The organism is Vibrio cortegadensis (genome assembly GCF_024347395.1).
Classification (GTDB): Bacteria; Pseudomonadota; Gammaproteobacteria; order Enterobacterales; family Vibrionaceae; genus Vibrio; species Vibrio cortegadensis.
On the sequence record NZ_AP025472.1, the window covers coordinates 2640654 to 2653762 of the forward strand.

The 13109-nt window shown below is 44.0% G+C and carries 9 protein-coding genes; 1 reads left to right on the forward strand and 8 read right to left on the reverse strand.

The features are described 5' to 3' along the window. Window positions 1-72 precede the first annotated feature (72 nt). The 6 genes from parC to nudF form a co-directional block, all read right to left on the reverse strand. Complete coding sequence (gene parC, locus OCV39_RS12345) at window positions 73-2352, reverse strand: DNA topoisomerase IV subunit A (RefSeq protein ID WP_261888548.1); 2280 nt, start codon at window positions 2350-2352, stop codon at window positions 73-75. 3 nt (window positions 2353-2355) lie between these two features. Further along, window positions 2356-4236 carry a DNA topoisomerase IV subunit B gene (gene parE / locus OCV39_RS12350; RefSeq protein ID WP_017051098.1) on the reverse strand — a complete coding sequence of 627 codons (1881 nt, stop codon included), beginning with the start codon at window positions 4234-4236 and terminating at the stop codon, window positions 2356-2358. A gap of 206 nt (window positions 4237-4442) precedes the next feature. Further along, window positions 4443-5030: an esterase YqiA gene (yqiA, locus tag OCV39_RS12355; RefSeq protein WP_261888549.1), complete on the reverse strand. Its 588-nt coding sequence runs from the start codon at window positions 5028-5030 to the stop codon at window positions 4443-4445. Between the two features lie 2 nt (window positions 5031-5032). After that, entirely contained in the window at window positions 5033-5857 is an 825-nt protein-coding gene (gene cpdA, locus OCV39_RS12360) for a 3',5'-cyclic-AMP phosphodiesterase (protein WP_171756216.1), read from the reverse strand. 42 nt (window positions 5858-5899) lie between these two features. Then, window positions 5900-6343: a DUF1249 family protein gene (locus OCV39_RS12365; protein ID WP_113799476.1), complete on the reverse strand. Its 444-nt coding sequence runs from the start codon at window positions 6341-6343 to the stop codon at window positions 5900-5902. Then, window positions 6344-6976 (reverse strand): ADP-ribose diphosphatase, encoded by a 633-nt coding sequence (gene nudF, locus OCV39_RS12370; protein WP_261888550.1) that lies wholly within the window; start codon window positions 6974-6976, stop codon window positions 6344-6346. A 227-nt stretch (window positions 6977-7203) separates the two neighbouring features. Here nudF and tolC point away from each other — a divergent pair, with 227 nt between their 5' ends. Next, window positions 7204-8514 (forward strand): outer membrane channel protein TolC, encoded by a 1311-nt coding sequence (tolC, locus tag OCV39_RS12375; protein WP_261888551.1) that lies wholly within the window; start codon window positions 7204-7206, stop codon window positions 8512-8514. A gap of 73 nt (window positions 8515-8587) precedes the next feature. Here tolC and hldE read toward each other — a convergent pair whose 3' ends face one another. Next, the gene (hldE, locus tag OCV39_RS12380; RefSeq protein WP_261888552.1) at window positions 8588-10018 is read right to left on the reverse strand and encodes a bifunctional D-glycero-beta-D-manno-heptose-7-phosphate kinase/D-glycero-beta-D-manno-heptose 1-phosphate adenylyltransferase HldE; all 1431 of its coding nucleotides are present in this window, start codon (window positions 10016-10018) and stop codon (window positions 8588-8590) included. A 113-nt stretch (window positions 10019-10131) separates the two neighbouring features. Next, window positions 10132-12978 carry a bifunctional [glutamate--ammonia ligase]-adenylyl-L-tyrosine phosphorylase/[glutamate--ammonia-ligase] adenylyltransferase gene (gene glnE / locus OCV39_RS12385; RefSeq protein ID WP_261888553.1) on the reverse strand — a complete coding sequence of 949 codons (2847 nt, stop codon included), beginning with the start codon at window positions 12976-12978 and terminating at the stop codon, window positions 10132-10134. Window positions 12979-13109: the final 131 nt, after the last annotated feature.

Here is a 13109-nt window from a genome sequence, read left to right on the forward strand (position 1 = left end):
TAAATATAAAAATCCCAGCCTTAGCTGGGATTTTTATTATCTGTTGTAGGTAAGCTCTATATCAGGCGTCGCTTACTCTTCAACATCCTTCTTTTCTGTGCCGTTTGGTCGCTCAACTTCGATTCGAGTAACACGCTGTAAGCCTCTTGGTAATAACCCCCCACGACGTCCTCGCTCACCACGGAAGTTATCTAGATCGGCAGGCTTCAAACCTAACTTGCGTTTACCTGCGTACAAGGTAATCGTCACACCTTGAGGCAGAGCCATTAAGTGTGAAACAAACTCTTCACGCTCTTTCGCTTTTGCCGCTGGAATATTAATGATCTTATTCCCTTTACCTTTACCTAATTGAGGTAAATCTTTTATTGGAAACAATAGCATTCGACCTTGATTGGTGATCGCCAGAATCTCATCAGACTCTAGATCGCCAATTGTACTTGGTAACATCACTTCAGAAGCTTGAGGCAAATTAACCAGAGCTTTACCACTACGGTTTTTCGACAGTAAATCACTGCCTTTACACACAAACCCATAACCCGCATCAGAGCCAACAAGCCACAACTGGCTATCTTCACCCATGATAACTTGGCGTATTGATGTACCCGCGCTCACATTCAAACGCCCAGTAATTGGCTCACCTTGGCTACGAGCCGAAGGTAATGAGTGAGATTCAAGGGAATAGCTACGACCATCACTGCCTAAGAATACGGCAGGTTGGTTACTCTTGCCTCGTGCACAAGCAAGGTATTTATCACCTGATTTATAGTTCAAGCCTTCAGCATCGACGTCATGACCTTTCGCATGACGAATCCAACCTTTATCAGAAAGCACGACCGTAATCGCTTCACTTGGAACCAAATCACGCTCTGTTAACGCTTTCGCTTCCGCACGCTCGACAATAGGAGAACGACGATCATCGCCATATTTATCGGCGTCCGCTTGGATCTCTTTTTTAATCAGCGTATTTAAACGACGCTCAGAACCTAGTAACTTCTCTAACTTATCACGCTCTGCGGCCAGTTCATCTTGCTCTGCTCGAATCTTAAACTCTTCAAGTTTCGCTAAGTTACGCAGTTTAATATCCAGAATTGCATCGGCCTGGATATCTGAAATATTAAAGCGGCTCATCAATACTGGTTTTGGTTCATCTTCAGTACGGATGATTTCAATCACTTCATCAATATTGAGATAAGCAGCCAGTAAACCTTCTAATATGTGTAACCGTGCTAATACTTTATCTAAACGGTATTGCAAACGACGTCGAACGGTAGAGCGGCGGAATTCAATCCATTCCGATAGAATTTTGACTAACCCTTTCACTTGAGGTCGACTGTCTAGGCCAATCATATTCAAGTTAACACGGAAGCTCTTCTCTAAATCCGTTGATGCGAATAGGTGATTCATCAGAAGATCACAATCAATTCGATTGGATTTCGGAACAATCAAGATACGCGTTGGATTCTCATGATCCGACTCATCACGTAGATCATCCACCATCGGTAGCTTTTTCGCACGCATCTGAGCAGCAATCTGCTCAAGTAATTTTGCGCCCGAAACTTGATGTGGCAAAGCACTCACGACAATGTCATTGCCTTCTTTATGCCAAACCGCACGCATTTTGATGCTGCCACGACCTGTACGATATATCTTTTCGATATCGCTTTTTGGTGAAATAATTTCCGCTTCTGTCGGGTAATCAGGCCCTTGAACAAAGCCCATCACATCACTTAACTCAGCTTTCGGGTTATCCAAAAGATGAATCGCAGCATCAGCAACTTCACGTACATTGTGTGGCGGAATATCGGTCGCCATACCAACTGCAATACCAGTAATGCCATTAAGCAAAATGTGCGGCAGACGAGCAGGTAACATTTGAGGCTCTTTCATTGTGCCATCAAAGTTAGGTTGCCATTCCACCGTGCCTTGGCCTAATTCACCAAGCAATACTTCGGCGAATTTAGATAATTTAGCTTCGGTATAACGCATTGCCGCGAATGATTTCGGGTCATCCGGTGCACCCCAGTTACCTTGACCATCCACCAGAGGGTAGCGGTAAGAGAAGGGTTGAGCCATCAACACCATCGCTTCATAACAAGCAGAGTCACCATGCGGATGGTACTTACCCAGAACGTCACCAACGGTACGTGCAGATTTCTTATATTTAGATGCAGCCGAAAGCCCAAGCTCCGACATTGCATAGATGATACGTCGTTGAACCGGTTTTAAACCATCGCCAATATAAGGCAATGCACGGTCCATAATTACGTACATCGAGTAATTTAGATAGGCATCTTCGGTGAACTTGCGCATTGGCATTTGTTCAACGCCATCAAACGTTATTTCAGTAGACATCAATTATACCTCAGCCATATCGCCGTTACTTTGCAACCATGTACGGCGATCATCCGCACGTTTCTTACCTAGCAGCATATCCATCATTTCATTGGTCGCATCATCGTCATCAATGGTTAACTGAACAAGACGACGAGTGTTTGGATCCATTGTCGTTTCACGCAGTTGTAATGGGTTCATCTCACCCAGACCTTTGAATCGTTGTACGTTGATTTTGGCTTTTTTCTTACTCAAACGCTCAAGTACGCCATCTTTTTCAGATTCGTCCAAGGCATAAAAAACTTCCTTGCCGCAATCGATTCTAAATAAAGGAGGCATCGCAACATAAACGTGCCCTTCTCGAACTAACGCTTTAAAGTGACGAACAAACAACGCACATAATAGTGTGGCGATGTGCAGTCCATCCGAGTCCGCATCGGCAAGAATACAAATTTTACCGTAACGCAAACTGTCTAAGTTGTCGTTATCAGGGTCAATACCTAGAGCGACAGAAATATCGTGCACTTCTTGAGACGCTAATACTTGGTCTGCCGAGACTTCCCACGTATTCAAAATTTTACCGCGCAGTGGCATCACCGCTTGGAATTCACGATCACGAGCTTGTTTAGCAGAACCGCCCGCCGAATCCCCTTCCACGAAGAAAATTTCGGTGCGACTTAAATCTTGAACCGAACAATCGGTTAATTTACCTGGTAATGCGGGGCCTGAAGCAATCTTCTTACGAACCACTTTTTTGCTGGCACGCATACGGCGGTGAGCATTGGCAATACAAGTTTCAGCTAATAGCTCGGCCAATTGCGGCTTTTCGTTTAACCATAAGCTAAATGAGTCTTTTACTACGCCAGAGACAAATGCCGCGCATTGACGTGATGACAAGCGCTCTTTAGTTTGGCCAGCAAACTGAGGGTCTTGCATCTTAATTGACAGAACATAAGAACAACGGTCGAAGACATCGTCGCCAGTGAGTTTTACACCGCGAGGAAGCAGGTTACGGAATTCACAAAACTCACGCATCGCATCAAGCAAACCTTGGCGTAACCCGTTAACGTGAGTACCTCCTTGCGCTGTCGGGATCAGGTTTACGTAGCTTTCGGTGATCATCTCACCACCTTCAGGCTGCCAGATTAACGCCCAATTCGCCGCTTCTGTTTCAGCTGAAAACTCGCCAGTAAACGGTTCTTCAGGAAGTACGGTGTACCCCTTTACGCCTTCCGCTAGGTAATCTTTTAGACCATCTTCATAATACCAACGGTGATCGTTACCGTTAACTTTATCGGTGAAGGTGATTTCTAAACCCGGGCAAAGTACCGCTTTTGCTCGCAGATTATTAATCAAACGAGTAACAGAGAAATTTGGCGAATCAAAGTAGCTTGTATCAGGCCAGAAATGGACACTGGTGCCTTTGTTACGACGACCACAAGTACCTGTTACCGTCAGCTCTTCAACCTTATTACCATGCTCAAATGCCATTTCATACACTTGACCATCACGGCGAACGTTGACTTCCACTCGCTTCGATAGTGCATTAACTACCGAGATGCCAACCCCATGCAAACCACCTGAGAATTGGTAATTTTTGTTGGAGAACTTACCACCTGCATGCAGTTTGCAGAAGATCAGCTCTACGCCAGAAACTTTCTCTTCTGGGTGGATATCAACAGGCATACCACGGCCATCATCAATCACTTCAAGAGATTGATCGGCGTGTAGGATAACTTGTACTTTTGAGGCATGTCCGGCAAGCGCTTCATCGACACTGTTATCGATTACTTCTTGGCCCAAGTGGTTCGGGCGCGCTGTATCCGTATACATCCCTGGTCGGCGACGTACTGGCTCTAAACCATTAAGAACCTCAATGGCTCCAGCATTATATTGTTCTGTCATAATACGGAATTTACTCAAATAATTTGGGGTACTTTAACGTGATATGGCGATGAGCAATATGGCTCAGCTCAAGAATAGACAAACTAAAGTCGATTCATCAAAATCACGAAAGTATTGGTGGAATATAGTCTGGAACCCGTCACTTGATGTCAAGTTACATCATCAAGTGGCGCGTCAAATTTTGACTCTTCCCTCAATGAAAGAGGTTAAAGCTCAAGAAAGGAGATAATGAGTTCAGGGTAACGTTCAAAATCGACGAAACTATGATCCCCACCAAGTTCAACATTTTGTTTTGAACCCGAGTACTTTTCTACGGCTTGTCGATAATTCAACACTTCATCTTCTGTTTGTTGCAATAACCAAAAATCTTTAGCATTTCGGAGAGGTTTTACCTCAAGCGCTTTCAGTTCGTCAATATGTACACTTTCAAGTGTGTATGTTTCGTTCGTATAGGGGTTAATTTGAACACCTAAGAAGTCCGCTAATAGCTCATACGGCTTAACAGCAGGGTTAATCAGCACCGCGCGAAAACCATAATGATCGTTTAACCATGTTGATAAATACCCTCCAAGAGAGCTACCGACTAAACCAATATGATGGCTATCTTTATACTGCTCAACAATGGCTAACAAACATTCACTTGCTGCTTTTGGAAAACATGGTAATTGAGGAGTGACTAGTTTGATATCCGGACGAAACTGTTCACAATAGCTCTGCATTACATTCGCTTTATGAGATAAAGGTGAACTATTGAATCCGTGAATGTAAAGCAGTAACGATGGTTTATCTGCCATTCTTAGTACCCATCTGAATTAAAATCTGGAAGAAAGCGACCATCAGATAAGCGGTTCACTTGCGTCTCGATGCTACCGTCGAGGTGAAGCTCCAACTCACGCCAACCTGGGGATTGGGAATCTAAAGCAAAATCATTTGAGTTTGGTTTAAATTGAACACAGGTAGAAGGGGTTGCCATCACTTGGACGCCATGATGATCACGATTCATATCTTGATGCACATGCCCGCATAATACGCCACGTACGTTTTGGTGTTGGTCAACCACATTCCAAAACTGTTCAGCGTCTTTCAAGGTGTGTTGATCAAGCCATTCACTGCCCACCAATATTGGATGATGATGCAGTAAAACCAATGTATGGCGGTCGGAATGAAGTGTTAATTGCTCATCAAGCAGGGCAAGTTGTTGATCGCTCAGTCGTCCGTGTGGTACACCGACAACTTGTGAATCAAGCATGATCATTTGCCATCTATCTCCTAGCAAAACATGCTCAACACACTGAATTTGAGGCGAAGGTAGTACGCTACTCATATTAGGCTTGTAGTCATGATTACCTGGCAGCCAAAAACAAGGTTTCTGTAAGCACTCAATGCCGGATTCAAACTTCTGATAAGACTCTTGGCTGTGGTCTTGTGAGATATCACCTGTCGCCAAAATTGCATCAAATTTAAATGCTTTTGCTTGAATGTCACGGACTACCGCTTGGAAGCTATCAAAAGTATTCACGCTCAGCAAACTTCCATCTGCCGGAGCAAACAGATGCGTATCTGTGATCTGTAAAAGCTTAATGCTGCCTAAAGCAGATTCTGAACTGGATGATAATTTCAAAATGGAAAACCTAAATACTTTCTCTTTAATAATTCAATATTGTTATTCAAATGCCATTGGCGTTCGGCTAATGCCATTTTTTAAACAAAAAGTGAGCCAATCACCAAGAAATTTATTCAACTGGGATTTTTCATCTTTCTGCATCATTTTTTTGTTTGGGTAATCATAACGAGCTTTCACGCGTGATATCTGTTCGCTCGCACATACTTCTGCTACTCGAGCATCGTGATATAGCCTGACAGACATTTTAGGCAAAGGAAATACTGGTTGTTCATCACTCTGACATATGTCGATTAAAGTGGTGTATTTTGTGACCTCATGCACCTTCAATTGGTAGGTCATATTAATCACTTGATAGCAGCGAACATCCCCCACTTCTGCTTGAAATGGAAGTAGAGCATTTAATTTTGCGTAATTAGTCTCATACACTCGCATAAGTTCTGCAAGATCAACATGGTACGGCTTACCAATGGCTACATGTGTCATCTAGCTTTTCAACCATTGTGACTTTAACTCTAAGTGGTTTAGCTCTAGCCATTGCAACGCTAAAATTGAGGCACCATTCTCGATTTTTCCACTTTTAACCAGCTGATAAGCCTGTTTTCGACTCATTACTTGAACCCGAATGTCCTCATTTTCATACTCTAAACCATGCACACCTTGAGCGGTAGAAGCATCCACCTCACCGACGAACACGTCTAATTTTTCTGAACAGCCACCTGATGATGGGTAAAATGAGGTAATTGGCGAGACTCGATTAACTTCAATCCCAGCCTCTTCCATTGCCTCTCGACGAACGACATCCTCTGCACTTTCATCGGTATCAATGATCCCAGCAACGATTTCAAGTTGCCATGGATTAGGATGTTCCAATGCCCCGACACGAATCTGTTCAATAATAACCACTTCATCACGAATAGGATCGTAAGGTAATAATGCCGCAGCATGACCACGTTCAAACATTTCCCGTTCGACAGGCTCGCTCCACCCACCTTCAAATAATCGGTGAGTAAAACGGTATTTCACCATTTTAAAAAAACCGCTAAAAAGAGGCTCTTTTGAAATAATTTTTACATCCTGGGGAGTAAAGTCATGTGGTTGATTGTCAGACTCTTGCATTAGTCACCTCGCATGTGAATCTTATAGTCTACTCATTGTAGACAACAACTGCCAAGGCATGGCTCAACTTTTATTATAAAAATTGCATTTATATTTACATAAAACAATATTTATATTGCACAGTCGGACAATTAAGTGTAAAAAAGTGCAAAGTTTCGAGTGAATTACCACCAATTTAAGTTAAACTCTTGATAAGTACCCTCTTTCGATTTAGGCGGAATGGAAAAATGAAAAAACTGCTTCCTCTTTTTATCAGTGCTGCAATAGGTAGCCTGAGTACCACAGCATGGGCCGATACCCTGACTGAAATATACGATCAAGCAAAGCAAAATGATCCTCAATTGCTACGTTCAGCGGCTAAACGCGATGCGGCATTTGAAGCGATTACATCGAGCAGAAGTGCATTACTGCCACAAATCAACCTTACAGCGGGTTACAACATCAACCGTAGTGACATTGACCAACGTGAAAGTGATAAATTGACGGCTGGTGTGAGCGTATCTCAAGAGCTATACAAACGCTCTAGCTGGATCACCTTAGATACGGCAGAAAAAACTGCACGACAAGCGGACTCTTCTTTCGCGGCCGTTCAACAAGGTCTTATTTTACGCGTTGCTCAAGCCTACTTCGAAGTGCTTCGCGCACAAGATAAACTTGAATTCGTTCGTGCAGAAAAAGCAGCGGTAGCTCGTCAACTTGAGCAAACGAACCAACGTTTCGAAGTGGGTCTATCTGCAATTACCGATGTACATGATGCTCAAGCTCAATACGATACGGTACTAGCGAATGAAGTATTAGCAGAAAATAGCTTAGTAAATAGCTATGAAGCGCTGCGTGAAATCACAGGTAACGAGCATACTAACCTTAGCATTCTAGATACCGAAACTTTCTCAGCAAGCAAAACTCAGGCTTCTGCCGTCGCTCTTATTGAAGAAGCCCAACAGAAAAACCTTAGCTTACTTGCATCTCGCATTTCTCAAGACATCGCAAAAGACAACATCTCTTTAGAGAGTTCTGGGCACCTACCTTCACTGACTTTGGATGGTGGGTATAACTACGGTGATGAAAGCAATAGCAATAGTGCATCTAAAGGTGATTACAACGATTTTAATGTTGGTCTAAACCTAGTGGTGCCTCTTTACACTGGTGGCAACATTACTTCTAAAACGAAACAAGCTGAATACAATTACGTTGCAGCAAGTGAAGATTTAGAAGCGACTTACCGCAGCGTTGTTAAAGATGTTCGTGCCTTTAACAATAACATCAGCGCTTCTATTGGTGCTTTACGCGCCTACGAACAGTCTGTTGTCTCAGCTCAATCCGCTTTAGAAGCAACTGAAGCCGGCTTCGATGTTGGTACTCGTACCATTGTTGATGTACTAGATTCGACTCGTCGTCTGTACGATGCGAACCGTAACCTAGCTAATGCTCGCTATGATTACATCATCAGTGTTCTGCAACTTCGTCAAGCTGTTGGTACATTGAGTGAACAAGATATTATCGATGTGAACGCTGGACTGAAAACAGTACAGGGCTAAAAATAGAGTGTAAAAAATGAAGCCGACATAATGATGTCGGCTTTTGTTCAAACAGTGCTTGATCCTCAAGGAGTTAAGCTTTTCCGCCTTGGATCGCGTTGATGATTTCAGTGGTGGAACAGCCATCTTCAAAGTTAAGGACTTTCACTTCACCACCAGCGGCAATCACCTCTTCACCACCAGCAATCTCTTCTGGTTTATAGTCGCCACCTTTCACTAAAATACTTGGTAGCACTTCAGAGATAAGACGTTGCGGGGTATCTTCAGAGAATGGAACCACCCAATCAACGGCACCTAACCCAGCTAAAACAGCCATGCGGCGATCCGTTGGGTTGATAGGGCGACTTGGGCCTTTTAAGCGTTTCACGGATTCATCAGTATTCACGGCAACGATCAAACGATCCCCAAGCTCCGCGGCATGATTCATATAAGAAACATGTCCTGCATGAAGAATATCAAAACAACCATTCGTCATGACAACCTTCTCACCTTTTGCACGCGCGCGTTTTACCGCTTCGACAAGTGCAGATTCAGTGATCACACCATAGTCTGTATCTTGGCTACCATGAATAGCTTCCGCTAACTCAATAATAGATAGCGTTGATGTACCCAGTTTACCCACGACCACACCAGCGGCAGCATTGGCTAATGCACAAGCTTCATCAAGTGGTTTGCCTGCAGCCACAGATGCCGCAAGTACAGAGATTACTGTATCGCCGGCCCCTGTCACGTCATACACTTCTTTTGCAAGCGTTGGCAATTGAAGCGGCTCTTGGCCTTTACGTAGTAATGTCATTCCGTGCTCACTACGAGTCACAAGTAATGCTTCAAAGTCGAACTCTTCGATCAATGATAAACCTTTCTCAATCAGGTCTTCTTCTGATTTGACTTTGCCTGCAACCAGTTCAAATTCAGCCATATTAGGGGTTAACAATGTTGCTCCACGGTAGCGTTCAAAATCCGCCCCTTTTGGATCAATAAAAACTGACACATTGGCTGCGCGTGCCTTTTGAATAAATTGCTGTACGTGCTCTAAAGCGCCCTTCGCATAATCCGATAAAATAACGGTTTTTACTGTTGGTAGCACTTTCTCCATGCGTAAGAGCACAGGTTCAGGATCCGTATTTTCAAATTTTTCTTCAAAATCTAAACGAATAAGCTGCTGGCCACGGCTCATGACACGCAATTTGGTAATTGTCGGATAATCCGCTAATTCAACGAAATCACATTTCACTTTCAACGAATTTAAGGTATCAGTAAGCACTTGAGCAGGTTCATCTTTACCTGTTAAACCAATAATATGAGCATGACCGCCAAGTGACGCAATATTCATTGCAACGTTAGCCGCTCCACCTGGGCGCTCTTCATTCTTTTCTACTTTTACTACTGGAACTGGCGCTTCTGGTGAGATTCGCCCCGTTGGCCCATACCAGTAGCGGTCAAGCATCACATCACCAATGATCAACACGCCAGATTGGCTGTAGTCAGGTAGAATAGGTTTCATTATGGATCTCCAAAATTCTTATCTAAGCGGAGTTTAGCACAGCACTTATGGCGACTAAACTACCAAAACGCTTCTACAACAGTCGTCTACAAAAATATGATTCAGCCACCACCTTAGTCAAGCCACAGATCCCATAATTTGACAACTTGTGCCCTGTCCGCTGCAAATTTACCCTCGTCAACATCCGCATCAAGGTTTAACAGATTACGGTGATGCACCTCGTCACGGATCCTCGTGTAGGCGTGTGTTAGCGCTTGAGCCTGTTCTTCGCTCATAATGCCTTGCTGCAACATAGATTCAAACACGCGAACATTATCGCACCAGCGCGTTAGCTTAGGCTTTTCGTGGCTAAAGCGTAGCACCAAGTACTGCGCTAAAAACTCAACATCAGTGATCCCTCCGGGATCTTGTTTAAGCATAAATCGACCCGATTTCTTTCCGCCTAAGTGATCACGCATTTTCACTCGCATCTCGGAGACTGACTTTTTCAAATCGTCCTCATTACGCTCAAGACAAAGCACTTTGTGTCGAGTTCGAACAAATGCTTCTTGTAGGGCATCATCGCCATAAATCATACGTGCGCGTACTAATGCTTGATGCTCCCATGTCCACGCATCTTTTAACTGGTACTCTTCAAAAGCATCGGTCGGTGACACTAATAGCCCTGATGCGCCCGACGGTCTCAATCGCATGTCCACTTCATAGAGGATCCCCGATGCCGTTCTAATTGAGAAAATATGAATGATTCGCTGCGCTAACCGCAAGTAGAACTGACGACCATCAATCTCTTTTTTACCATCGGTATATACATTTACAGGGCAATCATGCATGAACACCATATCGAGGTCGGAGTTATAACCAAGTTCCCATCCTCCGACCTTTCCATACCCCACAACACCAAATCCTTTCCCTTCTCGATCTTTGAGATGGGTCGGCTCACCAAACTTAGCCACCACTTGTAACCACGCTTGATTCACTCCTGCTTCTACAATCGCTTCAGCCAAGTAAGTTAAATGATCACTCACTTTCATCACTGGCAGCACTTCTGCAATATCAGCCGCTGCAATCCGTAAAATACAAATCTGCTTAAATTGGCGTAACCCCTCGAGCTGTTGCTCCATATCATCTTCTGGAATTCTGGCAAGAAAGTCCCGCAGCTCTGTCTTATAAGCAGACAAAGGGATCGGGTTATATAGCTGTTGTGGGTCAATCAGTTCATCCAATAAGATCGGATAGCGACCTAACTGCTCCGAAATCATAGGGCTCGCCGTACATAGGCGAACTAACTGAGTCAGTGCTGCAGGGTGCTCATCCAACAATTCTAAATAGGTGGTTCTAGTGACAATTTTGTGCAGCAGGTGTAGCACTCGTGGTAAGCCAAACTGCGCATCTTTATGATGGTAAATCGCTTGAAATATTTTCGGCATCAAGCGGTTGAGCACTTCTCGTCCACGCGGGCCGAGCGTTTTTTTCGCTAAGTCCGCTTTAAATTGAATGATAGTCGATGCCATTTCAGATGGTTCAGCCACCGCAACATCATTCACTAAGATATGTTCAATCACATCCGGCTTATGTGCCATATCCCATAGCTCATGAAAATGCTTGTCGACGCTGAGGGTTTCTTCCTCTTCCCCCCCAATCAAGTTCTCGAATACCGCATGAACACTTTGCATATGTTGCTGAGTTTGCTCCATCAATTCGTCCCAACCAGCATGCTGCATAGCAACCGCCAATTTTAACTGATCGCTCTCTTTTTCAGGTAGCGTTTGAGTCTGCTTGTCTGCCATTGCTTGCAGTAGGTTCTCTAAACGCCTTAAGTAAAGGTATGCACTACGTAAGTCTTCTACTTCATGAATTTCTAATAACCCCAACTCTTGAACGGCTGTCAATGTTTCAAGTAAACCGCGACCTCGTAAGCTCGGCTCTCGGCCACCTCTAACCAGTTGGAAAACCTGAGCGATAAACTCAATTTCACGAATGCCACCCGCGCCTAATTTAATATTATTGCTCAATCCTCGGCGTCGAACTTCACTGCTGATCATTGATTTCATTCGGCGCAATGATTGAATGGCACTGAAATCGATGTAGCGACGGAACACAAATGGGCGGAGCATTTGGCGAAGCTCTTGGTATTGTGGATACATTTCACTCCCCATGACCCTCGCTTTGATCATGGCATAGCGTTCCCAGTCTCGCCCCTGCTCTTGATAGTAATCTTCCAATGCGGCGTAACTCATCACTAATGGGCCACTCTCTCCAAACGGACGTAGTCGCATATCGACGCGATAACAGAAACCATCGAAAGTTTGTTGATCAAGCGCCTTAATGATCCTTTGCCCAAGACGAGTAAAGAACTGCGCATTCGCGATACTGCGCCTAGCTCCTTGGGTTTCACCGTTTTCAGGATAGGTAAAGATGAGATCGATATCTGATGAAAAGTTCAGTTCTCCCCCACCGAGTTTACCCATTCCAATGATCAACATCGGCTGTGCAGCCCCAGACTCATCGCATGGCGTGCCCCACTCCTGACAACAGAGATCGTATTGCCATTGGTAGGTTTCAAAGATCATCGCTTCGGCAAGTTCTGACAGGTGAGCCAAGCTCTCTTCCAAACGCCAAGAAGAGGTAAAATCTCGCCAAGCGATATAGGTCATTTCACGATTACGGAATTGACGCAGAATTCGATGACCACTCATTTCGCTATCGCATGTCGCTAACATTTCAGCGAGGCGCTGACGATAAGAATCAGAACGAGATGAGCACTGCAACATACTTGGAAAATCAGTGCAAAGTTGAGTATCTCGTTGAAAATTTTCTGCTACAAATTGACTTAAACCTAAGACATATTTTAATGACTCAATAGACTCATCACTCCAATGGCTTAATCCATCCGCTTGCTGTTCTAATAATTGTGAATAGGCTGATAATGAATCAGAGGTAAGGCTATCAGGCAGTAGCATAGATCTTCCTTGCGATATTTAATGGTATTTGACGACATATGGCGAACGAGTAAAGTCCGTTTTAAGCTGAGTTTCATCGGTATAAGTTCACTCGGCACTCATTCAATTCAAGAGCTGTTCTCTATTTATAT